This window comes from Streptomyces sp. NBC_01283, assembly GCF_041435335.1.
Classification (GTDB): domain Bacteria; phylum Actinomycetota; class Actinomycetes; order Streptomycetales; family Streptomycetaceae; genus Streptomyces.
Genome location: NZ_CP108430.1, coordinates 204,597 through 231,270, shown reverse-complemented (window position 1 = coordinate 231,270; position 26,674 = coordinate 204,597). Strand labels below are relative to the sequence as shown.

The 26,674-nt window shown below is 67.8% G+C and carries 19 protein-coding genes and 2 pseudogenes; 9 read left to right on the top strand and 12 right to left on the bottom strand.

What is annotated here, in order from left to right; genetic code table 11:
- The first annotated feature begins 69 nt into the window (after nucleotides 1–69).
- Nucleotides 70–2,271, top strand: coding sequence for a hypothetical protein (locus OG302_RS00785; protein ID WP_371524803.1), 2,202 nt, complete (start codon nucleotides 70–72; stop codon nucleotides 2,269–2,271).
- Between the two features lie 237 nt (nucleotides 2,272–2,508).
- On the opposite strand, the gene OG302_RS00780 is transcribed toward OG302_RS00785, so the two are convergent.
- From OG302_RS00780 to OG302_RS00765, 4 genes and pseudogenes are all read right to left on the bottom strand, one after another.
- The gene (locus OG302_RS00780) at nucleotides 2,509–2,850 is read right to left on the bottom strand and encodes a DUF4386 family protein (protein ID WP_371749984.1); all 342 of its coding nucleotides are present in this window, start codon (nucleotides 2,848–2,850) and stop codon (nucleotides 2,509–2,511) included.
- A gap of 32 nt (nucleotides 2,851–2,882) precedes the next feature.
- Nucleotides 2,883–3,017, bottom strand: a pseudogene (locus OG302_RS00775) (amidohydrolase family protein); the annotation flags it as partial.
- Between the two features lie 304 nt (nucleotides 3,018–3,321).
- On the bottom strand, nucleotides 3,322–3,813 hold the full coding sequence (locus OG302_RS00770) for a hypothetical protein (RefSeq protein WP_371524801.1): 492 nt from the start codon (nucleotides 3,811–3,813) through the stop codon (nucleotides 3,322–3,324).
- Nucleotides 3,806–6,637 carry a CHAT domain-containing protein gene (locus tag OG302_RS00765; protein WP_371524799.1) on the bottom strand — a complete coding sequence of 944 codons (2,832 nt, stop codon included), beginning with the start codon at nucleotides 6,635–6,637 and terminating at the stop codon, nucleotides 3,806–3,808. The genes OG302_RS00770 and OG302_RS00765 overlap by 8 nt, the downstream gene beginning before the upstream one ends.
- 462 nt (nucleotides 6,638–7,099) lie before the next feature.
- On the opposite strand from OG302_RS00765, the gene OG302_RS00760 reads away from it, so the two are divergent.
- Together OG302_RS00760 and OG302_RS00755 are read left to right on the top strand one after the other, a co-directional pair.
- Entirely contained in the window at nucleotides 7,100–7,936 is an 837-nt protein-coding gene (locus tag OG302_RS00760) for an IS5 family transposase (RefSeq protein ID WP_371749983.1), read from the top strand.
- 53 nt (nucleotides 7,937–7,989) lie between these two features.
- Nucleotides 7,990–8,427 (top strand): hypothetical protein, encoded by a 438-nt coding sequence (locus OG302_RS00755; RefSeq protein ID WP_371524797.1) that lies wholly within the window; start codon nucleotides 7,990–7,992, stop codon nucleotides 8,425–8,427.
- On the opposite strand, the gene OG302_RS00750 is transcribed toward OG302_RS00755, so the two are convergent.
- Nucleotides 8,367–8,684: a hypothetical protein gene (locus tag OG302_RS00750; RefSeq protein ID WP_371524795.1), complete on the bottom strand. Its 318-nt coding sequence runs from the start codon at nucleotides 8,682–8,684 to the stop codon at nucleotides 8,367–8,369. The genes OG302_RS00755 and OG302_RS00750 overlap by 61 nt on opposite strands.
- Complete coding sequence (locus tag OG302_RS00745) at nucleotides 8,685–9,074, bottom strand: hypothetical protein (RefSeq protein ID WP_371524793.1); 390 nt, start codon at nucleotides 9,072–9,074, stop codon at nucleotides 8,685–8,687.
- A gap of 318 nt (nucleotides 9,075–9,392) precedes the next feature.
- On the opposite strand from OG302_RS00745, the gene OG302_RS00740 reads away from it, so the two are divergent.
- Complete coding sequence (locus tag OG302_RS00740; protein ID WP_371524791.1) at nucleotides 9,393–10,373, top strand: hypothetical protein; 981 nt, start codon at nucleotides 9,393–9,395, stop codon at nucleotides 10,371–10,373.
- An 85-nt stretch (nucleotides 10,374–10,458) separates the two neighbouring features.
- Here OG302_RS00740 and OG302_RS00735 read toward each other — a convergent pair.
- Nucleotides 10,459–10,563 (bottom strand): annotated as a pseudogene (locus OG302_RS00735) (Ku protein); the annotation flags it as partial.
- Between the two features lie 382 nt (nucleotides 10,564–10,945).
- Complete coding sequence (locus tag OG302_RS00730; RefSeq protein ID WP_371524789.1) at nucleotides 10,946–11,884, bottom strand: CHAT domain-containing protein; 939 nt, start codon at nucleotides 11,882–11,884, stop codon at nucleotides 10,946–10,948.
- A gap of 569 nt (nucleotides 11,885–12,453) precedes the next feature.
- On the opposite strand from OG302_RS00730, the gene OG302_RS00725 reads away from it, so the two are divergent.
- The gene (locus OG302_RS00725) at nucleotides 12,454–12,969 is read left to right on the top strand and encodes a hypothetical protein (RefSeq protein ID WP_371524787.1); all 516 of its coding nucleotides are present in this window, start codon (nucleotides 12,454–12,456) and stop codon (nucleotides 12,967–12,969) included.
- Nucleotides 12,970–13,906: 937 nt separating this feature from the next.
- On the opposite strand, the gene OG302_RS00720 is transcribed toward OG302_RS00725, so the two are convergent.
- The 4 genes from OG302_RS00720 to OG302_RS00705 form a co-directional block, all read right to left on the bottom strand.
- A complete protein-coding gene (locus OG302_RS00720; RefSeq protein ID WP_371524785.1) occupies nucleotides 13,907–14,251 on the bottom strand; it encodes a hypothetical protein in 345 nt (114 codons plus the stop codon).
- Nucleotides 14,252–14,697: 446 nt separating this feature from the next.
- On the bottom strand, nucleotides 14,698–15,117 hold the full coding sequence (locus tag OG302_RS00715; protein WP_371524783.1) for a hypothetical protein: 420 nt from the start codon (nucleotides 15,115–15,117) through the stop codon (nucleotides 14,698–14,700).
- A gap of 25 nt (nucleotides 15,118–15,142) precedes the next feature.
- Nucleotides 15,143–18,874 carry an FxSxx-COOH system tetratricopeptide repeat protein gene (gene fxsT / locus OG302_RS00710; RefSeq protein WP_371524781.1) on the bottom strand — a complete coding sequence of 1,244 codons (3,732 nt, stop codon included), beginning with the start codon at nucleotides 18,872–18,874 and terminating at the stop codon, nucleotides 15,143–15,145.
- A gap of 1,309 nt (nucleotides 18,875–20,183) precedes the next feature.
- Complete coding sequence (locus tag OG302_RS00705) at nucleotides 20,184–20,753, bottom strand: hypothetical protein (RefSeq protein WP_371524779.1); 570 nt, start codon at nucleotides 20,751–20,753, stop codon at nucleotides 20,184–20,186.
- 950 nt (nucleotides 20,754–21,703) lie between these two features.
- Between OG302_RS00705 and OG302_RS00700 the strand changes: the two genes are divergently transcribed.
- From OG302_RS00700 to OG302_RS00685, 4 genes are all read left to right on the top strand, one after another.
- Nucleotides 21,704–22,480 (top strand): SDR family oxidoreductase, encoded by a 777-nt coding sequence (locus OG302_RS00700; protein WP_371524778.1) that lies wholly within the window; start codon nucleotides 21,704–21,706, stop codon nucleotides 22,478–22,480.
- A 2,015-nt stretch (nucleotides 22,481–24,495) separates the two neighbouring features.
- A complete protein-coding gene (locus tag OG302_RS00695) occupies nucleotides 24,496–24,870 on the top strand; it encodes a hypothetical protein (RefSeq protein ID WP_371524776.1) in 375 nt (124 codons plus the stop codon).
- Nucleotides 24,871–25,347: 477 nt separating this feature from the next.
- Nucleotides 25,348–25,800, top strand: a complete 453-nt coding sequence (locus OG302_RS00690; RefSeq protein ID WP_371524775.1) for a hypothetical protein — start codon at nucleotides 25,348–25,350, stop codon at nucleotides 25,798–25,800.
- Between the two features lie 354 nt (nucleotides 25,801–26,154).
- Nucleotides 26,155–26,601, top strand: a complete 447-nt coding sequence (locus OG302_RS00685) for a hypothetical protein (RefSeq protein ID WP_371524773.1) — start codon at nucleotides 26,155–26,157, stop codon at nucleotides 26,599–26,601.
- The last annotated feature ends 73 nt before the right edge of the window (nucleotides 26,602–26,674 follow it).

Below are 26,674 nucleotides of genomic sequence, written 5' to 3'. Positions count from 1 at the left end.
GAACGTCGGGTGCCGGGTGAGGCAGGGACGTCCTGGTTTTCGGCCGCCGACGTGGAAGGGGTGAGGGCAATGGCTGGAATCCTCGATGTCACCGAGCGTGCGGTACTGGGTCCGGATGCCGCGCAGGAGAGCGCGGACCCGTCGTGGCCCGGGGGCGGGTACACGCTGCACCGGTACGGGCGGGTCGCCATCGTGGCCGTGCCCGAGGGACCCGACGTCGATCTGGGAGGGCCGGAACCCGGCGAGACGGACGGCCTGAGCGAGGCCGAGGCGCTGGGTCTGGCGGCGCTGCGGCTGCGCGAGTCGGAGGCGTACCGCCTAGCCAAGGAGAAGCGGCCACGGGCCGGTGAGACCTGGGACATGCAGCGCTGTCTCGTGGCGGGGGATCCCCGGTCCGATTCCGGTGAGCGAAGCGCGGTTCCCCAGCGGCATTCGACGAACAGCGAGTACATGGAGGGGCCCGTCGCGGTCGGCATCGTCTTCGTGCAGGGACCGACGGCCGAGCTGCGGTTCAACCAGGATGAAGTGGTGCAGGCCGTGGCCGAGGTGCAGGGCGGCCTGGGCTTCTTCGCCACGGCCAACCCGGTCGCAGGCATCCGCTTCGTCTACGACATCCAGAACGTGTCACTGACCGTGTCCCCGGACCCGGACGCGGGCACCGACCCGGACCCGGACGTGCGTGCCGAGAAGCTGGAGGCGGTCTGGCGCGATCCGGCGCTGGCGGAGCTCGGCCACACCGCCGGCGTGGCCGGGGTCCGCTCCTACATCGAGGACCTTCGCCAACGCTTCAGCACCCAGTGGACGTACTGCGTCTTCTTCGCCAGGTACCCGATCACTAACTTCGCCTACGCCAGGGGCGAGCGCACCCACGTGGTGATGGACTACGACAACGGCTCCTACACTCCGGCCGGCATCGACATCGTCTTCGCCCATGAGACCGGGCACATCTTCGGCTGCCCGGACGAGTACGCGACGGCCACGAATCCCTGTGACTGCGGTGGTGCCCACGGGCGCTACGGCCTGGTCAACGGCAACTGCGAGAGCTGCGCGGCCCTCACCGGCGTGGACTGCCTCATGAAGACCAACGCCCTCACGCTGTGCCAGTACACCCCCGGCCACCTCGGCTGGTCCCCGCGGCTGAGGCTGCGCGACTTCGGCTACAAGAAAGGGGGCTACCGGACCGACCGGCACGTGCGGGGCATGGCGCGCGTGACGGCCAACAGGCTGCCGGGCATCTTCGCCTTCGCCGAGGACGGCGTGTATCTGTCAGTGGGGCAGCCCAACGGACGCTTCGGGGCCGCCCAGCGCGTCGTGCCCGACTTCGGCTACCAGTCCGGGTGGCGCGTGGACAAACACCCCCGCTTCATGGCGGATATCACCCACAGAAGCGGTGACGACATCGTCGGCTTCGGCGAACAGGGGGTGTGGACCGCGCTGGCCATCGGCGACGGGACGTACGAGGACGCCACGTTCGTGGTCGCCGACTTCGGCTACCAGTCCGGGTGGCGGGTCGACAAGCATCCGCGCTTCATGGCCGACATCACCGGCAATGGCACCGCGGACATCGTGGGCTTTGGTGAGCACGGGGTGTGGACCGCGCTGTCCAAGGGCGACGGGACCTTCACGGACCCCCGCTTCGTGATCGCGGACCTGGGTTACGAGTCCGGGTGGCGGGTGGAGAAGCACCCCCGCTTCCTGGCGCGCCTCACCAGCGACCCGGTGGCGGACATCGTGGGCTTTGGCGAGCACGGGGTGTGGACCGCGCTGTCCAAGGGCGACGGGACCTTCACGGACCCCCGCTTCGTGATCGCGGACCTGGGTTACGAGTCCGGGTGGCGGGTGGAGAAGCACCCCCGCCTGATGGCGCCCCTCACCGGCGACCCGATGGCGGACATCGTGGGCTTTGGCGAGCAGGGGGTGTGGACCGCGCTGTCCAAGGGCGACGGGACCTTCACGGACCCCGGCTTCGTGATCGCGGACTTCGGCTACGTGTCCGGGTGGCGGGTGGAGAAGCATCCCCGTCTGCTGGCGGACACCACCGGCGACCGTGGCCTGGCCGACCTCGTCGGGTTCGGTCCCGACGGCGTGTGGATGGCCCGGTCGCTCGACAACGGTCAGTTCGACACGCCGGGGCTGGTCAGGCCGCATTTCGGCTACGTGTCCGGGTGGCGGGTGGAGAAGCACCCCCGCTTCCTGGCGGACACCACCGGCGACGGGAAGGCGGACATCGTCGGCTTCTACGACGACGGCGTATGGATCGCCCGCGCGTGAAGCCCCGCACGGTCATGTTCTTGCCGCACCGCGATGCCCAGCCGATCCGGGTACGTCCCGCATCTGGATACACCGACGTCATAAGGCAGGCGCGTGGCCGGCCAGGAGGACGTGTCCAGGGGCTTGGACGGCGCACCGCCTGCCGGAGGACATGCAAAGCAGCCATCCGCGCCGAGCGTCCGCCGCACCGGACACCGGCCCAACCGCAACGCAGAGGAGGCGGCACGGAACGCCCTCTCAGGGCGCCGTCTCGGCCTGTATCGGAAGCCGCGAACCGATGTTCCGGCCTTTGGCCAGAAGCCAGATCATGAGAATGAGTTCGCCTACGCCGGTGAACACGGACACCGCGGCCGAGCACCCGGCGGAGAGGAAGGCGTCGAAGCTCTCCACGAGATAGCCGAGCCCCGCGAGGGCCAGCAGGACGCCCAGCACCCGCGGTGCGTAGCCCGACCTGAAGGCGAGGGACCCCAGCAGCAGGTGGACGCCGAAGAAGATGAGCCCGGCGTCCCAGATGTCGTGGAAGGCATCGACGCGCATGAGTGCTTCGGCGTCCAGTTGCTCCGCGCTGTACGCCCCCAGGGACTCGGCGTCCTTGGCCGGGGGGGCAACGCGATGTGTGCGCGGTTGGCGGCGGTGTTGGTGCCCTGCATCTCCACGGTGGTCACTCCGAATCGCAGGGCCTGGGCGAGGGATTCGGCGTTGGTGTGGACGTGGGCGTCGATCAGGCCGGGCAGGAGTGTTCCGCTTGCGACGTCGATCACTTGCGCATCCGCGGGGTGGCTTTGTACACGAGTGTGGGCTCTGGTCCACTTTCTGGATGTTGTTGGCGATCTTCGGTGGGGTAGCAGTCGCATTCCCGTAAGCACTGGTCAGCCGTCGCCGCCCTGCAGCAAGGGCGCTGGTCGAAGACCGCCTGGGGGCGAGTCCCGGACTGCCGAACCAGCACACCGCACAGGGCATAGCGGCGCGGTTCCACGAGGGCACTGCAAGATCGCCAACAGCATCGCTTCCGTGACGGCTACGCCAGCGAGACGGAAGCAACGTGTTGGCTCAGTCAGTGGGCTGGGCTTCGTCGAGTGGGGAGCGCCAGCGGCTGCGGGTGTGGTCGTAGTGCAGGGGGCCGAGGTGGTACCGGGTCAGGTCGAGGGACATGAGCTGCTGGTAGGCGGCGTGGGGCAGGTCGGGGTCCAGGACGATGCGCAAGCCGGTGGCCGGATCTTGGAGCACTACGGGGCGTGACGGGTCGGGTGGGGTGGCTGCGGTCGCCGTAGCGGAGGAGGCTCGTAGGTTGCGGACGGCGTTCTGAAGGCGGTGGTAGGCGGCCTCGGCCGCCTTGTTTCCCACGGTGGTTAGGAAGGCGTGCAGGGGCAGAGAGACAAGGATCAGCCAGGGAAGCGGGTCGACTACCCGGCGTGGTTGCAGTACCCGGGTGCTGGGGGCGAAGCCGAGGGCGGTCAGTGCGTCGGTCAGCAGTTGTTCCTGTTCGCGTGTGATCCGGTGGTCAACGACGAGGTCTGCGCGCATACGGCCCGGCTCACTCATCGTCGCCCTCCTCTAGTTGCCATATCCGCGCCGTCTCCCCGCTGGCGGTGGCGAGTCGGCGACCGTCGGGGCTGAACGCCACCCCGTACACCTCGTAGTCGTGGGTGAGGGTCAGGAGTTGTGTGCCGGACTCGGCGTCCCATACCCGCGCCGTCTTGTCGCGGCTGGCGGTGGCGAGTCGGCGACCGTCGGGGCTGAACGCCACCCCGCACACCAAGTTGTCGTGGGTGAGGGTCAGGAGTTGTGTGCCGGACTCGGCGTCCCATACCCGCGCCGTCTTGTCGCGGCTGGCGGTGGCGAGTCGGCGACCGTCGGGGCTGAACGCCACCCCGCACACCAAGTTGTCGTGGGTGAGGGTCAGGAGTTGTGTGCCGGACTCGGCGTCCCATACCCGCGCCGTGGTGTCCCAGCCGGCGGTGGCCAGTCGGCGACCGTCGGGACTGAACGCCACCCCGCACACCTCGTAGTCGTGGGTGAGGGTCAGGAGTTGCGTGCCGGACTCGGCGTCCCACACCCGCGCCGTCTTGTCCCAGCTGGCGGTGGCGAGTCGGCGACCGTCCGGACTAAACACCACTTCGGTCAACGAGTAGTCGTGGGTGAGGGTCAGAAGTTGCGTGCCGGACTCGGCGTCCCACACCCGCGCCGTGGTGTCCCAGCCAGCGGTGGCCAGTCGGCGACCGTCCGGACTAAACACCACCCCAATCGGTTCCCCCCTCCATACTCTCCAGTTCTTGTGCCGGAGCGTGAGGCGCTTCTGCCCGTGGCCGTCAACGATGAGCGCGGTCTTGCCACATCCCAGGGCGAGGCTTTCGCCGTCAGGGCTGAACGCGACCGCCGTGACCACGCCGAGCCCCTTAATGAGGACCGAAGGCTCGGCTTTGAGAGTGCGGTTGATCTTCTGACGGGCCTTGGAGGTGAGTTGTGCAGTGGCGCGGAAGGCAGGGTCTATCTCCCGGACTTTGTCCAGTGCCTGCAGGGCCTCATGCCAGCGGCCCTCTTCGATGTGATCGAGGGCCTGGCGGTAGTGGCTTTTGAGGGCCTGGTCACGGTTGCTGGTCTCCGCAGCTTCCCGGGCGGCTTTGACGATCGCCTCCAGCTCTGGGTCGGGCGCCCGTGCCGTGTTTTGGGGGGTGCGCTGGTTGAGCTGTTCGGCTGCGGCCAGGACGGCCTGCCACTGCCCCGCACGGTGCAAGGTGGTGATCTCCTCGCGCAGCCGGGCACAGAGCTGTTCGGTGCGGGCTTGGTCCAGCAGGGATCGGGCGTCACGGTAGTCGGCTTCTGTGGCGACGACCGCTTCGAGGTGCTCGATGGCCGGGCCCCAATGACGGGTGCCTGCTGCGTTCATGGCTGCCAGATACAGCGCGTTGAGGCGTTGGCTGTGGCGCGCCTTGGTGAGTTTGGCTTGACTGTCGCGGTAGTTGCGGTCGCAGGCGATGATCGTGCGGAACGCCTCCACGGCCTCGTCCCACCGTTCGGTGTGAAAGGCAGCGAGCCCCTCGGTATACAGCTCATCCAGGTCTGCTTGCCCCTCCTCGCGGCGTTGTTTCATCAGCCGGCTACCCGCCTGCTGAAGACCGGTGCCCGGGGCGTTGGATGGCTGTGTGGTGGGGCCGGGGGTGTCGGTGAGGTCGAAGAGGTGGCCGTGGCCGTCGGGGGAGCGCATGTACAGCACCGGTGTGCCCCACTCCAAAGAGCCGGGGCGGGCCAGCATCATGGCCTGGCGGGCTTCCATGACCGCCACGTCGATCGGCAACTGCCGGGCCAGGGCCGAGTAGAAGGCGTGCGCGCACTCCAACGCGGCCTCGTCGCTCACCTCGTACTGCATCGCCAGCACCGCGGGCAGGGCCTTGTGCATCAGTGCACCCGCCACGCTGGAGAACGGGTTGAGTCCGCCCGCGCGGCCGGTCTCGCAGGCGTTGAGCACCGCCAGCCGCAGCGAGGGGTGACCGGCCACCAGCATCGCCAACTGCCCTGCACTCAACAGGTAGGTTCCCCCCTGCTCGCCGGCCAGTGCCAGGGCGCCTTCCTGCGCGCGGGTGTCGTACCCTCCGTGCCCAATGAAGTGCAGCACATGCCACTCACGCCGAGCCCCACCCGGTTGCAAGACACCCTGCACAGAAGCGCTGCGAGCATCTCGGCGCAGCGCCTCACGCAGATCACGCCAGGTCTGCCCTTCCGTCCACCCCAGCTCCACCCGGCCCTCCGCCACCAGGTCGGACAGAGCTTCGCGCAGAAGCCGCTGCTCGGCCCGGACCGCCAGCGGATCTTGATCCTCCGGGCGGGCGACCATGCCCAGGATCCGCAGCGGCGGCATCACCCGCAGCGGCGCCACCGGCCGCGCCACCTGCGGATGGCGCACCAGCGGGACCTCCAGGCACAGATAGTCGCCCTCGCTGGTGTCGTAGAGAAACTCCCATGGCAGCCGCGCAAGTTCGGGAGCCTGGACGCGCAGCACCAGACGGACTTGGCCTCCCTGCAGCGCGGCACGGTTGCGCGCAGCCCGCAGCAACCCCGCTCCAAGCCCCCCCAGCAGGGCGTCGAACAGTGTGCGACCCAGCTCCCGCACCGGTGCCTCGCCGTCGGCCAGGGCGCGGCGCACCAGGGCCGAGGAAGCCACCACCGCATCCGGTATCCGTGCCGCCCGAGCCTCCAGTTCCTGCGCCGGCGGCAGTCGCATCACCCCCGGCGTTTCGTCTCCGCCCGTCGTCCGGAACACCACCGGGTATCCGTCGCTGCCACCCGGCCCGACCTCAACCTGAAGATCGACATCCACCACAGCGCCCCCCACGTCCTGCCGGTCAACCAGACCGCCGGCGACCGGCATCGCCGTTCCCTCCACGCTACGGCCATTGCCCCGGCCCGTCCCCACAACGGCACCAGCCAGCACGCGGGAACTTCCGTCAACTCAAACGCTCGGCCCTGCCAGCGAACAGCGAGGCCACGTGAGGGAGATCCCCTGGCGAAACGGCCCGGGAGCCTGGGGCGGCGCTTCTGAGAGGACGTCAAGTCATTTATGCGCTGGTTTAGGGTAGTTGGGTGGCGCCGGGATTCGCCGCGTGCAGGTAGAACAAGCGATATGTTTCTTCAGCTGAAGCGCGGCCCGGCATGCGTTTTACTGCGATTCTCACCGATAGCTTCTGTCCGATTCGAATGCGTACCTGAAGTTCGCTTTCGTCTCATCTGAACGAACGATATGCCCGGTTGAGGCCTCGTGCGTGAGTGTTCCCATGACCTCTTCGCAGCAGCGCGAGCCTTGCCGAGCGATCTGTCCGATGGCCGCTCGTCGATGGAGCCGACCTTGACTGCCTGGCGGACCGCGCGGCAGAAGACCTCCCTCAACCTCGGCGGAAAGGTTACTGACCTGCGGGAAGTCATGAACGCGATCCTTTTCCTCAACCGGACCGGCGTCCCCTGGCGCTACCTGCCGCACGACTTCCCGCCGCACACCACCGTGTTCGGCTACTTCAGCAGCTGGACCGCCGACGGCACCATCGAGAAAATCGGCCTACACCTGCACCGGATGGTCCGTGAGCAGGCAGGAGGCACCGCCGAGCCCACCGCCTGGGTCGTCGACGCCCAGTTCATGAAGACCGCGCCCAGCGTGCCCACCAACACCCAGGGCACGGACGCCGGCAAGAAGATCGTCGGCCGCAAGCGCAGCATCGTGGTCGACACCCTCAGCCTATTACTGCTGGCCATGGTGACCGCCGCGAGCGTTTCTGACAACGAGGCCGGCATCCAGCTCCTCACCCGCGTCGCCGCCGACCACCCCACCATCAGCAAGGCGTGGGTCGACACCGGCTACAAGAAGAAGGCGATCGAGCACGGCGCCTTGCTCGGCATCGACGTCGATGCCGTTCCACGAAACGAGCAGGTCAAAGGCTTCGCCGTGATCCCGCGGCGCTGGGTCGTGGAGCGCAGCTTCGGGTGGATCATGCTGCACCGCCGCCTCGCCCGGGACTACGAAACCAAACCCGCCCACGCCGAGAGCATGATCCGCCTCGCGATGATCTCCAACCTCGCGAAACGAGCAAGCGGCAGCGAAGGCGGCCCACAGCCGACGTCCGCACCCGGCCCCGCGGCAGCGGCTCCGGCACACACGGAGAACTCCACCAGGGTCTGACGGGTGGGAGCCTGTAGTGCACAGGCACCGGCACACGTGAGTGGCTGGTCCGGATGCACGAGAGGAAGACGGCGGCGGAGGACGATGCCCGGCAGGGGCGCCGGAGGGAAGTGTGGGAGGCGCGTGAATCCCGCGCACTCCCCACCCCGAGCCCCCGCAAGATCACGGGCTGGATCATGCGGCCCCGCGACACGCTCACTGATCACCTGGAGGAACACCTCCTGCAAGTCCGCCTGGCCGGCCGGGACATCACCCGGGCCTGTGATCTCGCCCGTGTCTTCCACGAGCTCGTCCGCCACCGGCGCGGCGACCAGTTGCTGGAGTGGATCCGCGAGGCCGAGCAGGACGCACCGGCACCGATCCGCAGCTTCGCCGGGTTCCTGCGCCAGGACCTTGACGCGGTCACCGCCGGACTCACGCTCACCTACAGCTACGCCGTGGCAACCTCGCCGATCTCGCGCCGTACGTGCTCGGAGTCCAAGAGCCCCTGAACCTGTCGCCACACCCGGTTGCCGTGCCGGTCGAACTGCATGACCGCGACCCGGTCGATGGCCTCACGCCGCCTGTCCTGGCCGATGCGGTAGTACGCCTGGCTGGTCTGCAGCTGGCGATGGTCCATGAGGTCCTTGAGAACCTCCGGCTTGACTCCCGCGTCGGCGTGCCGCTGGGCGAAGCTGTGCCGGTACGCGTACGGGAAGATCTTCTTACTGTCGAACGGCAGGAGCTTCGTGACGAGTTCGCCGTCCACCTACACTTCGAGGGGCACGAGGAATTCGAGCAGGGCGCGGACCCAGTTCCGGTGGTGCTCCCAGATGCCGGAGATCGGCTTGGTCCCCCACGGGTTGGCGACCGGAGAAGGCAGCAGCTTCAGCTCGGATGACGGGGCGTCGGGGAAGCGCCGTCGTACGCGTTCCTGTTGAGCGGTGACTACCGCCGCGGTTACTTTCGCGATCGGAAGCCGTCTGCCCAGCCGGAAGGCCTTGTGGTTGTCGTAGAGGAGCACGGGGCTGTCGTCCGGATCTCGCTCAAGACAGTCCAAGGGGAGCCGGCAGACTTCGTCGGGCCGACGGCCCGTGTCGATCAGCAGTTCCGTGCAGACCCGCACTTCGGGGTGTTCTTCGCGCTTGCGATGTCTCATGAGACATCGCAAGCCTCACCGTCGTGCAGAACTTCTACCGCTGCACCCACCACACAACTGTCGTCACGATGGCACCGCCAGTAGCAGCCGCCAAGCCGCGAACGAGGGCGAACAGCGCTGCCTGCCGCAGTCGCTGGCGGGTCTTCACGTCAACGTTCATTGCCGTCTCCAAGCACGTCCATCGGGTGGGATGCACCCACCGTGCCCGGCACGTCTCCACGCAGTTAGGGCGGTGGACGGGCCTGCGACGGGACTAGACGGCATCAGACAGTTCCGGCACGCTCGTGGACGGAATTGGACAGCAGAAGAGGCATCAACATGGCCAGACTCGCCCACCCCGACCTCCCGCCCGGACGCCTGAAGGACTTCAACGAGGCTCTCCACGAGCTCCACTTGCTGGCCGGATGCCCGTCCTTAAGAACCATGCGCAGCGAGATCGGTAGGGAGTACAGCGTTGGCACCATTCACAACGCCTTCAGTAAACCTTGCTTACCAGTATGGGGGCTCGTGAAATGCCTGATTACCGCATTGGTGCCGCTAACACCCAGCGGCTCCAATAAAATTGATGCAGAGTACGACGGCTTGCACCTACTGTGGAGCAAAGCCTTCAAGGATTCCGACCCCGCGGGATACATAGAGCCAGAATCCAACCCAATCACCCAAAGCGTAACGAAAGACGATCCATACCCTCAGGTGATGCATGACGAGGCGGATCAAATCGCCCGCTTCTATATCATTCTGGATTGCTCGGCCGGAATGGAAGATAATGGCCAGATCGGAGAGCTCAATTTTTGCATGCGGGAAATAGTTCCGGAGTTCATAGCGTCCTCCGAAGGTCAATCCCAGCCGCTCTCACTCCAGGCCATCACCATCGGGTCCAAGCCTAGATGGCATTTAGAGGCGACCCGCGTCGGCGAAGTGAATTGGAGAGATTTCCATGCCGAAGGGGATACGAGTCTCGGTGCGGCATTGGCTCTACTCGCTGCGGAGCTTAATAGCCCGGCCATGCCGTTGTGGTGTCCACCTCCGACGGTTGCCCTCTTCTTGGGGAGCGAGCCCACAGACGACTGGCATGCCGGGTTGAAAGAGCTGGCGTGCTCAAAATGGGGTCCGCACCTAACGCGCTTGGCTTTCGCGATTGGCGACCTCGCCCCTAAATCTGCCCTTGATCGATTTCTAGGACACTCCCCGCCTGCGGCTTCCCGGTTGCATAGCCCGCGATCTATTGCCCAGAATATAATCTGGGAACCATTCAAGCTCCCGGACTACCTTCCTCCTGGCGAAGACGATATCTGGTGAGAGGCCTAGCTAAGCTCTCGGGCTTAGCAGTGCTGGCGGAGGCCATAAGCTGCTTGACGAGTTGAGCGCGGAGTATGTCTTAACTATGGATTAGGGGATAGCTGCGCCCGACATCCTCGGTCGCGGCCACAACCTTGATCGGGATCGTGACCAACCCAAATGAGATGGCTCCGGACCAGACGGGACGCATGGAAGTACCTCCGTGACAGCCCCGAGAACTCCAGGTGTGGGTTCTCAGAACCGGCGCCATATTCTCAGCGCCGACAGCACAGCGAGGCCACATGTGGTGACTTCCTGAGAATCGCTGTTCAGAGGGCTCACCTTTTCGGGTGATGCGGGCCGGTTCTGCCTGCCCGATTGGACGGGGCCGGGATCGTGTGGTTTTCAGGTACTGCCCGAGCTGGGGGTAGGCCATGGCGGGGCCGAGGTCCGAAGCCACATGCCGGACCTTCGGCTGGTCACCGGCGAGGGGCCGGTGGTGGACGTCAAGCCGCACCGGCAGCTGACCAGGACGAACCGCCAGAACTGAACTGGAGAGGATCCGCTTCCTGGCTGGGCAGTGGACTTCTCGTCTAGGCGCAGGCGTGTAGGTGGGCGGCCCACAGGGATGGGGTGAGGGGCAGTTGGTCGCGCAGGCTGCGGATGGTGTCGTGCAGGGCGTGCGCGGCCCGGCTGGTGTCCACGTTCTTCTCGCTGTCGGTGAGGCGGGTGTAGAAGCTGTCGGCGATATCGGCGGCGTACTTGTCGTTGATTTCCCAGAGGGAACCGATGACGTGGGGGAATCCGGCGAGCTGGAATGCCGCGGTCAAGTGGAGCGACTCGTCGAGCAGTTGCTGGCTTCGGGTGAAGGTGGTGGAGCAGGCTGACAGGCAGGCCAGGCGGGCGTGGTCGAGGTTGACCGGAGCGAGGCTGGCAACGGTGAGCGGGTCCTGCTGCCAGTCGTGAAGCAGCAGCAGGCTCCGGGAGGGGTCGGTGGGGTGGCTAGCTCCATGACAGGCGAAGTGCGCGATCGTGACCTCGGAGAGGTGGTCGAAGACCGCTGTCCGTGTCGGGATCTGATTACCCTTTTCGGCGTTGCCGGTATCGCCGTCGGATTCGGGTTCGTTGAGCAGGATGGGGTGGGGCAGCCGGGCCTGGAGTTGGGTGGCTTCGCGGGTCACTTCCGCGAGGTCGCCCCAGTACCGCAGGCCGGGGGTGGTGGGCATCGCAACGATGAGTGTCTGAGCCTGTATGGGTGGCGCTGTGGTGTGCTGGCGGGCGTAGCGGAGGGCGCCGATGGTGGGGGTGTAGGAGGAGACGACCCGGTCCAGGGCTGTTCGGGTCCGGTAGTCGGGGTCATGGCGTGAGGTGTGGTGGCCGGCAGCGTGGAGGGGCAGCAGGCTGAGCAGACCGCCCGATGCCCACCACACCTGCGGCCACTCCTGCCCGTCAACGGAAGACCCGTTGAAGCCGAGGGCGTCCAAGACTGGGCCGACGGCCGTGTCCCACAGCCAGGCCAGGATCTCTCGCACCCGCTGTTGTGCGGCACCCCGGTCAGCGTCGGGATCGGGGTCGCTGCTGTCTGCCAGGGCCTGGCGGAAGGCGTTGATGTGGTCGATGACCAGTGCCGGTGTCAGGTCGGGAAGTTCTACGATGGTGACGCCTCGTTTAGTTAGGAGCAGGGCATCACTGCGGTAGTGGTTGACATGAACGTCACCACGGGCCCCTGCCGGGCTTGCCCACGCAGGTCCTCGACCGTCGGTGGGAGCGCGAAGGAGGCGAACCCATCCAGGAGGCGAATCTGATCCAGCAGCACGCCCAGCTCAGCGGCCACCCGTCGTCGATTTCGCACCTTCCGATCCTGCACAGGGGGCAGCCCAGCGTCGCCCCCGGTGGACCAGATCGAACTGGACGGCGGTTGGTCGAGCAGATCGCGGAGCGTCGTCGGCGATCGCGACGTCTCATCGCGGGGGAGCGGGTGCAAGACCGCCGTTCCAACGACGACGCCTGGACGACTCCAGGTGGCGTAGCTCCACGCGCAGAGCGCGGCCCCTCGTGCCTAGATGGAACCCGGTGATCTTCAGGCGAAGAGGGAGGTGCAGTGGCCGCCGATGCTGGAGACAGCGCGCTGAGTGTCGTAATTGCCCCAGCCCTGACCGTGATTGTGGGTGCACTTCTGAGTGCCCTCGGGCTGTGGATCAAAGAATGGCGCCTGCGGCGAAACGATGAAGCACGGCGGCGACAGGACCTTGCAGCTGCCCACGCTCACTTGTCTTACATCACCGAGTGGTTCAGCACCCGAGAGTCTCTGGCCCCTGAGGCCGACCTCGGCACCATGCGCGTATGGGCTGCGGCGCTCCTTGACAGGCAGATGCGGTCGCTGCACAACAACATCACTGCGGAACCCGCACCACGGAGGCCGGTTTCGCTCTGGGCGCTGGTCAGGTCCGTGCTGCTCCTCTACCCCCTGCGTTCCGTGGGCGGAACGCTGGTCCGCTTGGCCTTCTGGCTGCTCTTCGTTCTCACGTGTTCCATGCTCCCGGCGCTGTTCTTCAGCAGTCAGGACGGCTGGGGTTGGGCGACCGCATCGGGTCGACTGTCCTCTTCGCAGCCCTGATGACCGGACTCCTCTATGGCCTGCGACGGTTGACCATCCGACTCTCGCCAAGGCATTCCCTAGCCCAGGCGAGCCGACGGCCGTCCAACGATCCTTCTAGTGACCCCGGAAATAACTGAGCGGGTGGCGAGGCAGAAACTACGAACACCTTCTTGTGCCAGAGCGCTCGCATGAAGGAAGCTCACCGGACGTCACAGGCTCATTGCCCGTCTCGCGGGCTACGCCTGCAGGCTCAACGGACGGGAGCTGCTGGTGGGTTGGGACGGGTGGAGCGCGGTCGCGGGACTGGGATCGGCAGCATTGGCGATCGCGGCCGTGGCGGTGGCACTGGCCGCCTTCCAGTCGGAGAGGCGCAGAGCGCGCTGGGAGAACGCGCGGGCTCTGCACCACGACCTCACGACAGGGGAGGTCGCGACAGCCCGGAATCGCATGGGGCGTCTGCATTACGGGTCGTACACCAACAGTCCTCTGAGCACAGCTGAGGCCGAGACGGAGTTGGACCTGCAGGCGTACTACACCGTCTTGTGGTGCTTCGAAAGGATCCAAGCCGGGCGCGAGTCCCTCGTACGCTCCAGCAGCAAGCTGCCCTCGGACGGGGCGGTCGCATATCTCGAGGACTTGATCTGCTGGCATGTCGCTGAGTACGCGTGCGGATTTCGACGGGCGCGCATCGCCCTGACTGCCCGCACGGGTAAGGACCCCTCCGACAAGGAATCCCAAGCCGGGTTCGGCGCACTCGCGCACAAGGTGCTGGAACATCAGCCTGCGGGCTCCGTGTACCTGGGGGAGCACTGTGCCCCCAACGGTGTGCTTGTTTGCCCCTGCTCATGTCATCAGTAGCGATCCGCACAGGGAACGACGCTCTGATGGTTCAGGCTGCGGCGTTCCCTGGCTGATTGGCGTCTCGACCAGCCCCGCTCCGACTGTCTGTCGACGATCACCGCCCCCGGCGGGGGCTGTACTTGGTCAGCCGTAGCTCTGCTCCGCCTGACGGGCTTCGCGTCCGGCCTCGGGCCTCTGCATTCTGGTGCTTCTGGACAACTTTGCCGATGATCTTGTGTGGGATCTGGTTGGCCTCGGATTCCATGTCTTCCTCGGCCCGGTGCAGGCGTCGCGCCTTGCCGGGCGTCAGGACGTGGGCCCCCATCTCGTGCCGGGTCAGCACGATACGCCGCTGGATGGCGGCCTTATCCGAGAGTTGATCGACTTCGATGAAGCCGTAGACGAGGCCGGCTTCGAGCTCCCGGGGCTTCGTCCTGGCGAGGCGGCTGTTGAGCAGCATCCACACTTCGCCGTTCGGGGCGATGACGGTGACGTAGATGTCGTGGGGCCGGGCAGTGATGCTGAGGTTCTTGTCCTCCCAGACCGTCTTGGGGCCCCCGCGGCGGGCCCTTGGGCGGATGCGGCCAGCCTCGGGATGAATCGTGGCTTCGCCACGATGACCGTGACGGCCCCCAACGGGCGATGCCCGTGGTCCTGGACCAGGCGCTGGGCCGTGGGCACCGTGGCTTCGACATCCGCACGGACTTGGCGCGGGATGGACAGCCCGGCCTTGCCGAGGTGGACCCGGTCGAGCTTCGTCCTGCGTCGGAACACTGTTCTTGTGCTTCGACAGAGCGGTGCGGTGTAGGGCTGATTGGCCACCGCACCGCCCCGGCCGGGGGAGGCCGGGGCGGTGCGGGCAGTGCGTCAGACCGCGTGGACTCCGGTGAGGTCGTCGTTGAGGACCTAGTTGTCGGCGGGGGTGACCGGGGCGGTGGGAAGGCTGGCTGCGCGGGCGGCGAGCTGGTGGCGGATCTGCTCCATGCCGGTGATGGCCACCGGCGTCTCGCCGTCACCGGTTAGCAGCGTGAAGCGCGGCTCGGTGTCGCCGTACTTGTTCCTTTCGCTGCGGTAGTGGAGCCAGACGCAAGGGGCGAGGCAGAAGCTGGCCTCGCCGTCCTCGTAGCCGCGCCACCAGTCCACGTCCCGCAGGAAGTTGTCGCCCTGGTCGATCCGCCACGCGGCGCTGGCTGCGCGGTTGGCGGCGTCGTCCTCGGTCGCCGTGGCGAGCTGGGCGAGGGCCTGGTCCAGGGTGGCCGCCGGGGCCGGGGCCGGGGCCGGGGCCGAGGCGCGGCCGGTGGCGGGGCCTTCGACCGGTGGATGCAACGCCGCGGTGGTCGTGAGTTGCGTATCAGGTCGGCAGCGGGTCGAAGGTCCAGACGGGGTGGCTGTGGGCGTGGGCGGCGGTGGTGAGCCGGTGCTGCCCGCCCAGGGTCTGTGTGAGGTCTGCCAGGGCGCGGGCCTGCAGCACGGCCGCTTCCTTGTGGGAGCCCGTGGAATCGAGCTGCGCAGCGAAGGCCACGCGCGCCAGCAGTGTCTGCGGGTGGCGGGGTCCCAGCGCCGCCGTCGCCTCTCGCGCCGTACTCCTCGCCAGCGCAAGGGATGCCTCATAGCGGCCATGGTGGCCCAGGTCCGAGGCGAGGTTGTACGCGATGCCCAGCGTCCAGGGGTGATGAGGGCCAAGGCAGGCCGCGGCAGTCGTCCTTGCCTGTTCGCCGAGTGTCACCGCGCCCGGCGTATCCCCTCCCATGCGTAGGGCCACCGACTGGTTCATCAACGCTCCTGCTGTGTAGGGGTGTTCGGGGCCGAGCAGGCACCGGTAGCGGTTCGCCACGTCATGACACAGCGCCGTGCCGTCATCGAGGTCGCCGTGTGAACGCTCTGCCGCCGCGAGGCTTGTGGTGGCCCTGAGCGCGAGCGGGGAGTTGGGGCCCAGGAGTTCGTCGGCGGCCTGGCGCACCTCCCGAAGCCTGGTCAGGCCCTCTCCCACGGCGTCGTTGCGCAGTTCACAGAGCGCCAGGTGGTGTTCGGCGCACAGGGTGGCGGGGTTCTCGAAACCGAGCAGTTCGCGGTATCCGTGTGTGGCCTGCAGTTGTTGAGCCAGTGCGTTTTCGTAGTGGCCCAGCAGGCGAAGGTCCATTGCGTGGCGTGCCTCCGCGATCAGGCTGTCCATGTGCAGGGGTTCCGCGAGGCTCTGGTATCCCGCGAGCGCCCGGCGGTCGAGGGACAGTGCTTCGGAATAGCGCCCGAGCAGCCGCAGGGTGTCGGCCACGCTGACGACCGCTCGCAGGGTGCACGGATGGCTCGGACCGTGCAGATCCTCGCGGCCTCTGCACGCCGTGCGGGCTTGCTCCAAGGCGTCCTCGTAGTGGCCAAGTCCGCGCAGATCCGCGGCCACGTCGCCCGTCGTCTCGATCGGGTCGGCGCACTCGGGTCGCTCTGCGGCACGTAGCCGCGCCTGCTCCGCACGGTCGGATTCCAGCGCCCGGCGGTAGTGGCCGAGCCCGCGCAGGACTTCGCCGTGACGTGCTGCGAGGTGGTGTGCCTGAGGGGGGATGTCGTCGCCCAGGCGGTTGGTCCACGCGCGCTCGACGCGTTCGATGAGATACAGCGCGGATCGGGACTCACCGCGCAGGTGGAGGTAGCGCGCACAGTTGAGGATCAGCCCCGAGTCCTCCGCGATGGCCGCGCCGGGCGCCGCCGAAGGTTCCAGGTGCGGCACGATCTGGGCGTACTGGGGCCATGCGCGGACGTTCTCGGGGTCGCGCGGATCCGCGGCGGCCAGCGCGTGGCGGACTCGATGAAGGAGCGTCGAACGATAGCCGCCGGCCATGTCGTCGCGGACGACTCGGCGGACCAGCGGGTGCATGCGCAGGGTGGCGCTGGGCGTCTCGAGCGTCTCGTCGCTCTCCTCGTTGTACTCCAGGTCGGCCAGGGAGTGAGCCACGATGGTGCCGACCAGCTCCTGCCAGCGGGGGGCATCGAGGGACTGCCCGCGCAGGGGTTCGGGAAGGCTGAGCCTGAGCAGTCCGAGCGGGGCCCCGCTGTCGGCGAACAGTACGCAGACGTGCAGGAGGTCCACCGCTTCGGAGGACGATTCGCGGAGCCGCCTGAGGACGGCCAACAGGGCGTGGGAGAAGGTCGTCGGGTAGTCGCCTGTAGCCCGCAGCGGCGCCCTTTCCCATGAGGTGTCACGCAGCCGGTCGAGGTACTCCGTCACGGGGATCCGGGTGTGGTCGAGGTAGGCGAGCGCCTGGGCGATGGCCAGGGGATGGTCGCCGAGTTCGTCGGCCAGCCGGTCGGCCTGGGAAGGCTTCATCCGGGGAATCCTGCGGTGGATCAGCAGAATGCTCTCCGGGCGGTCGAGCGGGAGAACCCGCATGGTCTCCACCTGGTGCTCTGCCCAGTCGCTGTTCTGAGAGGTGATCAGTATGTGGCCAGGGCCGTCGGGAAGGGAGCCGGCGATGTCCGCAGGTTCGCCTGCACCGTCAAGGACCAACAGCCAGCGGCCGTAGGGGGTTCCGCGGCGCAGGGCCCTGAGGATGGCGTCCATCCGGCCATCGGCTGCATCCATCCCCTCACCTGCCCCGTCCACGCCGAGGGCCGGAGCGATGGCCGCGAGCCCCTGCCGGAACTCCTCCCGCGTACCCGCCAAAACCCACCACACCACGTCGTACTGAGCGGCGAACCGATGGGCGTACTCGGCGGCGAGCTGCGTCTTGCCGATGGCAGGCATGCCGACCAGAGCAGCCATGGCCGCGCCCGGCGGCGCTTCGTCAAGCCAGTGGCGCAGCTGCCCCAACTGCGCGCCCCTGCCGGTGAAGTGCGGATTGCGCCGGGGAACGTCGCCCCACACCGGTGGTGGCTCGGCGGGGTAACGCGGGGCGCTGGCGCCGGTCTTGACGCCGCCGAGGCCCGGGTCGATGGTGAGCCGCTGCAGAACGCGGCGTTCGTCGTCGTCCGCGTCGGTGCCGAGCAGGCGCGTGCTGGGCAGTGCGGCGGCCAGGTGGGGGAACTCGCGATCGGTGAGGGTGAACGCGGTGAGGCGCTGCGGCTGTACCGACGGGGTGGCGGCGCGCAAGGCCTGTGCCCATCCGTCCTCGGTGTGCCCGCCGGCCAGCACGAACTCCTCGCTGAGGAGCAGTATGTGAGTGCCGTCCACCACCAGAAGCGACCGCAGGGCCTCCTGCAGGGACAGGCCGATGGGCGGGTCCCAGCTCTGGATGGCGGCGTCGTGGCCGATGGTCTCAAGCCGGTGCCTGATCCACACCGCCCACGGCCGATCCGGACCGGTGTAGCTGATGGTGAAGCGGCTCGGGTCGGTGCCGGAGCGCGCTTCGACCTCCACGGCCAAGGACTCCTCGGCCGCGAGCATCTGGTGTTCCAGCGTCTCGCACCGTTGCTCCGCCTCGATGGCCTGGCGCTGCGCCTGGTCCAGAGCTCCACGCAGCTGCGAGACATCGCTCAGCAGACGGTCGCGTTCCTCCAATAACCGGTGGTGCGCGGCGTGCAGGGACTCCAGCTCCTGCCTGCCTTCGTTCTGTTGGACGGTAAATGACAGTCGCAGCCGCTGCTTTTCGGCGTCCATCTCGGCGATGCGCCGCTTCTTGTCCAGGAGCACGTCTGACAGCGCCTCCACATTGGCCTCGGCGGACCGGAGTTTCCTGTCGGCGTGGACCAGCAGGTCCTTGAGGACCTGCAACTCATAGCCCAACTTGCTCGTGGCCTTCAGCGCGGTCCGTTGCAGGACCGTCACCCGGTCGGTGACCTGGACGGAGACCGGCCGTCGCAGAGCCTCTGCGGCATCCGTCAGGAGCCGGTCGATGAACTCCGCCGGGGCGACCGCCGTGCCGTTGAGGTAGCGGGAGACCGTGCCGGGGTCGTAGTGCGCACGGACCGCGTAGCGGCGGACGGATATCCGCAGGCCGACGAAGAGACTGCGCAACGCCTCGGCTAACTCACGGCATTCGGGCGCCACATGAGGAGGTATCGGCTTCAGGACGCTCCCGCCGGCCTCTTCGAACTGCGTCGGCGCGAGCTCTTCGCCAACCGCGCTCTCGGGCTGCTCCGCCAGTTCGTCCACGTCTCGCCCCCGTCGGACTCACACGGCGTTGGAACGACTCGCAACGCGTGCGTACCCCCACAACACCTGGTCCGCCGAGCAGGGTGAACGCACCCGGCAACGATGCCGTACTCACCAAAGGACTTCCAGAATGGCACGTTTGAGCCGCATGAGCCCGACCCAGGAAGAGCCCAGAACGCGCCCCGCTCTCACGATCGCGTGCGCAGCCGTGTCGGGAGCGGTGGGCGCCGTTCTCGCGTGGCTGTTGGACGCGATCCCTTGGCCGTGAGGCAAGGTCGGCCGCCCCTGCCGCCGGCAGGGGCGGCTGTGGCCGGGTCACTTCTCTGCGCCAGGCCTGCTCTCATCCCGGTGGGGGATATTCCCGGTGAGCAGAGGGTGACGGGGGTCCTTGTGCGCGCGGCGCAGATCCAGCAGTTCCTCGCTGGGCCGGGTTGCCGCAGCTCACCGCTGCCGCGCGAACTGCGCGTCCGTGTCGAGGAGGGAGGTGGCCGGTGCGGGGGCGGTGAGGCAGGCGGTCACGGCCTGCTGCCGGCGGGTGGTGTGGGGTGTGGTTGGGGTGGTGGCCCGGGTGCGGTGCCGGGCGTGGCTGGCGGGCTGGCGGTGCGGGGGTGGGGGTGTGGTCCGGGATGGCGGTGGTCTGGTCGGAGGGGAGGGCGAAGGGGTGGTGGGGGTTGAGGGTGAGGCGTTCGTCGGGGGTGGGGGTGTCTTAGACGACGAGCAGGGCGATGTGCACGGTGTCGGTGGCCTGCGCCTCCTGTTCGGGGCTGGGCCGTCCGTCGGGGCGTTCGTTGCTGTGGGTGCTGTGTAATTCTTGTTTGCGGTGTGCGGGTGCAGGTGTGCGGGAGGTTGAGGCGGGTGCGGGTGCGGGTGCGGGTGGTGGGTGTGGAGATTCCTGAGGCCATGGCCCGCCCCTGGACTGCCCCCTGCGCATGCGGGGATGGACCCGGGGAGGTGAACACCAGCGCCCAGGTACCCAGCTGCTCCCCGCGCCCGCGGGGATGGACCCGGCGCCGCGGAGCTGCTTCCCGCGCTTGTCGCTGCAAAAGGCTGCCCGTTTGTTCGATGCGCAGGAGTAGGGCGCTGCCGAGGGCCAACTCGAGGAGATCGCCGCCGTCGCCGCCAGGGGGGGGTATTTCCATGACGGCAGCTGCCGTGCCGGCTCTCTTAAGGAGGTACAGCTCAACGGCGTCCGCAATCTGGAGTTCGGCCTGTGGCTGCACTCGTGGGACGGAGTCTGAGTCCTTCGCATGGTGACGGACCCTTCAGTTGGCCAGTTTGGTACTCAGCTTCGTCTGGTGAGGCTGCTGGATCAGGGCCCGCTCGTTCCTTGGTGGTTCGAGGGGCGCCATGGTGGGGGCCAGGGAACGTCGTGGGCTATCTGAGAGCCGCGGATGCCTAGGTCGCAGCGCGCGGCCTTCAGGAAGTCTCTGCGCGCCTCACGGAATTCGAGGAATGCCTCAGGCCAGGTGGCGATACCGGTGGTTGGTACGCCGCGAGCCAGCCACTCAAGGTGCCAGAGCGCGTGGTTCAGTTTGACGGCGGCGGTATTGCTGTCAACGTCGCCTAGGAGCCAGAGGGTTTCTGCGAGCGCGGATCGGTGGGCCTCTGCTGCTGCGAGTTCCTCGAGCACTGCATCGGTTGGCTCCAGCGGGGTTGGCCCGGTGGTGACGCCGCGCGCGATCGCCAGCCGGGTGTACCGGCTGCTGAGTTCCTTGACGGTGTGGGCGTATTCCGCATAGGCGTTGAGACGCCGCTCGTCCCATCGGACGGACTGCTGGCGCCGCCATTGGGCGCGGTCCTTCACGGCGGAGACAACCAGGGACACCACTGCGCCGATGGCGACACCGACTAGGGGTAGTGCCTGACTTACAAGACTCATCCTCCCCTCCCGGCGGGTGGAACGAACTGCCTCCCGGATTCATATCCTTTTGCACGTGCGGTGACACGCGGGGTGGAGACCGAATCAGTCGTGACCAACTGAATGCTCAGTCACAATGGTCATTTCATTTGCCGGGCGCGGTGTTGCGCATCGCAGTGCAGGTAGGGCAGATCACCCACAGGTGCGCGATGAGAGCCTGCTCCGCAGATGCGAGGAGGACGGGGGACCACCCACGCGTGCGTGGAGCGGGCCCTGCGTGACCTGAGTCAAGGCCGGGCCGTGCATGCCGCTGGCCCGGGGAACCGCCCGAGACGGGCCGGCTGTTCACCCCGCGGGTCGACCGCTATGGCCAGATCCCGTCCGCACCAACTGCTACTCGGTCCCGATCCGGCTGATCGGGAAACGCGTGCGTGTCGTGCTGCACGCCCCACCACCTGGTTGTTTGCGGCCAGAATGTGGAAGTCGGCAGCCTTGGGCCCACCACCGGACATTGCGGAGGCGAGGTCCATCCCCGTGTGCGCGGGGGAGCAGTCAGATGGACCCAGCCGCGCCTGACGGTCGGTCAGTGCGGTGATCTGCTCCCCGCGCACGCGGGGATGGGCCCAGCGTGGCGAGGGTGGCCGCGGGGCAGGGCGGGCTTGATGGCGGGTGCGGGTGCGGGTGCGGGTGGTGTGGGTGGTGAGCTGGCTGTCGGGGTTGGTGACTGTGCTGGTGTGGGCGGTGGATGCCGGTAGTCAGGTGTCCTGCACCGTGTCCTTGGCGGTGGCGTGCGAGCGGGGCATGCGGCAGGCGAGCGTGCGCGGGTGGTGGGTGGTGGGTGTGGAGTTTCCTGGGGCTTCAGCGGTTTTTCGCGATTGTTTTCGTGGGGTTGTCACATCTGCCTGTGGTGGTGCGTCAGAGGAGCAGAACCAACAGTGCGCACCAGCAACCGGGCAACTTTTAAGGGGTAGATGATGAGTGTTGACGCTACGATTTTGGTCACTGGTGGTACGGGAACGCTGGGCCGTCATGTGCTGCCGTTGCTGGGGCAGGCCGCGCCTGGGCGTCGGGTGCGGGTGCTCAGCCGCAGCCGTCGGCAGGACACCGGCCAGGTCAGCTATGTCACCGGTGATCTGATGAGCGGTGAGGGCGTTGGGGACGCGCTGGCGGGGGTGGATACGGTGTTGCACCTGGCCGGGGGCGCCAAGGGCGATGACGTGATGGCGGGCCACCTGGTCGCGGCGGCCAGGGAGGCCGGGGTGCGGCATCTTGTGCACGTCTCGGTGATCGGCGCGGAGCGGATGCCGATGGCGTGGTTTGCCACGCAGCGCGCGGCGGAGGAGGCCATCACCGGGTCGGGTATCGCCTGGACGATGCTGCGGGCCGCCCAGTTCCACGACCTGGTGCACCAGATGGTCGCCAAGATGGCCCGGCTGCCGTTTGTTCCGGCGCCCGGCATGCGCCTGGAGCCGGTCGATGTACGCGATGTCGCGCAGCGCCTGGTCGAGCTGACGCTGGGTGAACCGGCGGGCCTGGTGGCGGAGTTGGCCGGGCCGGCGGTGTACACGATGGATGATGTGGTCCGCTCCTACCTGGGTGCCACTGGGCGCCGCCGTCCGGTGGTGGGGATGCGGGTGCCCGGAAAGGCGGGCCGCGCCTACCGCGAGGGCGTGAACCTGGCCCTGCCGGTGCACGTGGTGCACGGCGAGCGGACCTGGGAGGCGTTCTTGGCGGAACGGGCCGCCTGAACCCGGTGCCACGCCGTGCGCCTCCCCGGCCGCCTGCGCGCCGGCCCCGGCCTGGTCACGGCACCCCCCCGGCCTGGTTTCCGGCATTCCCTGGCCTGGTCGCGGCACCCTCCGGTCTGGGCGTGGCACTCCCTGGTCTGGTTCCGGCACCTCCCTGGCTTGGTCGGGGCCGTGGTGGCCGGCCTTGCTGCCGGGACCGGTGAAGTCCGGGACGGCGGGAGCCTGGTGCGCCTGGCGGGTGCAGTGCAGCAGCAGCCAGGGAGCCGGCCGTTCAAGAGGTGTTGCACAACCGGGCGAGGGCCGTGCGGACAAGCGGCCGGGGTCGCCTGCTGGGCTGGCGTATCACCGGACATCGGTGGCGTCCCGCCGAGTGGTGTAGCGACGGCGGGCCGTGTGGCTCCGCTCAGGGCCGAGGTGGCGATTGCCAGCTGGCTCACCCGGCCGCAGCGCCTGCTGCTCGCGGGCGTAAGCACCCCTATCCGACGCCGAGGTGACTGCGTCGGCCAACTGGCCTGCGGGGCCACGAATCCCGCGCCGCTACACCACTCAGCGGGACACCATCCGGACATCTCCTGCCCGCGTACCGGCACGGACCTGTCAGGGCAGGGGCTACACATGATCGGTCCGGGTCTGCGGATACCGCGTGCGATGGCTGCAATGGCTGCGGGAGTCGCTGGCTTCCGACTCGTTCGTCTCCTTGCCGTCGAGGAGGCAGGCCGGTGAACGCGCGGGCGGGTAGCGCCCCCAGTTCGCCGGCGCGGCCGGCCCGGCAGGCGAAGAGGGCCGGTGTGCCTCTCTGGCAGGAGGCCGGCATGTGGCCCGTTTGGCGGAGGGGGCGCGGCGGTATCGGGCGACACCGTTGGGGCGTGCCGGCCCGGCCCTCACGACAGGGTGGCGCAAGGGGGGGGCTGGGCCCGGAGAGTGCCTGTGTGGCTGCGGTCCATCGGATGCGGGGGAGGGCCGGTGTGACGCTGCGCCCTCTCCGACCGCGACGCAAAGGCACCTCGCGGCGCGCCCTTCTGCGTGCGACGTCATGGACGTGGCGGGCGGGCGGCACTGTGCTACGGCTCTTGCGCGCCCCCCCGGCAGCCCTGCCGCGCCGCCGTCGGCCCTGCGTCGCCGGTTGCACGGCGTGCCTGCCCGGTCAGCGGAAGGCCTCGGCTGTTTGTGGGGGAGTGGTTGTCCGCCCTTTTCGGTCGCGTGGTTGTGCGCAGGAGGGGCGGAACGCTGCCGGCTCTGAGCGGGGATTCGTCCGTGACGGCCTGGAGTGTGAAGGCGTGCCAGCGGGCTGGCGTCTTGGATGTGCAGGGAAATCCATGCTTCTGACCTGGGAACATGTGGGACTTGATGGCTGTGGGGGCTGTGGGGGCTGTGGGGGCTGTGGGGGCTGTGGGGGCTGTGGTGGGGGTGGGCGGGCGATGTCCGCTCGCCCCCACCGCAGCCCCGTCTGTTCACCGCGATCGAGGTGGGGGTGGCGTCTGCCTGTCATGCCTGAAGAAGGGTGGCGGCGGCGGGCCGTGCGCCTTGATCTGCAGGGGCCGGGCGCGTTGGTGGCCGTGCTGCGCCCGGGGGGCCCTGCGGGGGGTTCGGGGCGCAGGGGGACTCTCTGGCTGTGTAGGCGAGGCAGGAGCCGAAAAGCGGATGCTGGTGGGGGCCGGGAGAGTGCTGGGGGCCTGCGAGCACCGTGCCACGTTTCGAACGCAACGGGTTCACGCCCACCGACCGTTTCCTTTCCGAGGACTGGGCCGGACAGGTGCTGGCCCGGCGGGTCGGCTGACGACGCGCACAGGGCGTCGGCGGCAGGCTCATCTGCCGTATCTGGGAACGGCTGACCGCCGTTGGAAAGGCGACTCAGCACCTTGATCCGGGGCATCGAGACGGGTTCTGAGGGCGGAAGTCATGCCCTCAGATCGGGACTACGTAGGGTGTGCGACGCCAACAGACGTGATCATCGGGGGCCCTAGGTGACAACGGGACATGCGCAGTGGATACGTATCGCGGCGGGAGCCGTCGCGGTGGCAGGCATGCTGTGGGCGCTGTGGCTCGCATTCTGGCCACCTCAGCACGAAGGCAGGGGCTATCTGGGCAGCGGCGGGTTTGAGGACGCGCCTGTGTCGTGCGGGGCACCCGTGTTGTTCCAGAATTCGTCTTTCGCCGATTGGCTCTACAAGGAGCGGGAGCTGGGGGCCGACGATGCGGACGAGTTCGCTACTTCCTGCGCCGACAAGGTAGACGAACGTGTTCACGGCGCGGTGGGCATCATCGTGGTCACTCTGCCCATCGCTGTGCTGTGGGTGCGGAGCGATCTCGCCTTCCGCGCCAGGCGTGCAGCCATGGCCTGGCCCTCCTGCGATTCCAAGGCTGCGAGACGGGTTCTGACCCCCTCGTGAGCCGCGCGCACCGACGAGCTCACCCGCGCGTACAGGCGGCGGGGTTTCTTGACGGACATCGCTCACCCGCCAGCGCTGATCCGCACGCCGCGGCCGAGCCCGCCGCGCTGCTGACATCGTGCAGATAACCGCCTTCACGGACGCGTCAGTGTTCGAGCAGGCCCCGGTCATGCGGGCGTCGAGCCGGTCGGCATCCCTATTCATGATCCGCGTGCCCGTCATGAACGAGCTGAAGTTCGAGCCCATGGACTCCTGGTTGTAGATACCGGAGATGGACGAACGGGTAGGTCTGGAGCTCGTGTACGCGGTGCACTCGCGCCAGCCGGGCGGTACACGGTGGCTGGCTCTGGCGCCGACCGCGACTAGGGCTGACAGCATGGCAGGGGCGCCGTCAGCCGCGGCAGCCCTGGCCGATACGATCCCCCATCAGAGTCGAGAAGATCACGGGGAAACGTCGCCATGTCAGAAGCCATATCTGTGCAACAGCAGGCTGCCCTGAGTCAGTTGGCGCCAGGTGAGCAGCTGCTCGCCTCCGGAATCGTCGTGCCGGTGAAGAGTGCTGAAGGCGTCAAAGTCAAGCACGGCAAGATCGGCGGGATGCTCGGTGACCACCTGATGCACCGGTACGGCGCCCAGTCCGGTGGTGCGCAGAGCATCGCGGCGGCCATGCCGTCCACGTCCGGCGCGCTGCTGATGCGGGTGACGGACCAGCGAGTGGGCCTTGTACGGCACCTGGACGGCACCCCCGTCTGGGAAATCCCCCGCACCTGGGTCGCACAAGTGGAGCGCCGCCCCCGCCTCCAGCTCATGGCTCGTTTCCGAGTCCACTACGCGGACGGCACCTGGCTCGCCTTCCTCACCGCGCGCCGCCGCACCATCGAGGCATTCACCATCGCCCTGAACAACAACGACAGCACCGACGGCAGCTGAGCCAGGTCCGCGGGCGTAGCGCGCTCACCTTCGCACCGTGGTGGCTGCGCACCGCCTTCTTCGTCGGCTCCGAAGCGCACGCCGTCGCATCCCACGGCACTGCCCACAGGGCAAAGATCAAGAAAGGCACTGCCGGCGCTGGATGGTCTGGGGGTGCGATGGCAGCCCTCATGTTTTCATCCCGCCTGACTGGGCGCATGCTGGAAGAAGGGGCAGTCGCGATCAGGAATCAAGATCGTCATGAAACATAGGACCGGCTCAAGTTTCGCTGTCGTCGCCATCCTCGCCCTCGGCTGCCCCGCTGCCATTGGAGCTAGTGGGGGCAGCGCCGTGCCGCATGAATCGTCCCGCAGCGTGTCGACGAGTCAGGCTCTGTCCCACCAGGCGCTGCGCGAGCTGAAGCCCGGCAAAACAATCACTGTCACAACCGAAGACGGCCGTGCTGCCATAAAGCTGCTGGCCGTGGCCGGCACCACTTCCATCGGACATGTCAAGGCGGACACCGGAAAGCAGTTCGTCGTCTACAGCATGCAGGTCAAGAACCTCGGCCAAACCGAGTGGGACACGTCTTGGCTGGAGAGCCCCCGCTGGTCCGGCGCCGACGGGGAAGCTGTCAGCCCAGTCTTTGTGGCCGGCCCCACGGACGCGAAGCTGGTCCCGTACCGGCCGTTCTCCAGTACGCCTGAGCCGCGTTCTGGAGAGCACATAAGGGCAACCGAGATTCTTGGGGTGCCGAACACCTTTGGCACCTTGCAGTTTGAGGACGGCGACACCGAGTTCAACGTCAGAGTCGAACGGTGAGGGTCCGGACTGGCCGCTGCGGTGGACTCCGCCGGGCCGGTCGTGAAACCTTCAGTTCAGCATCCGAGTCCGT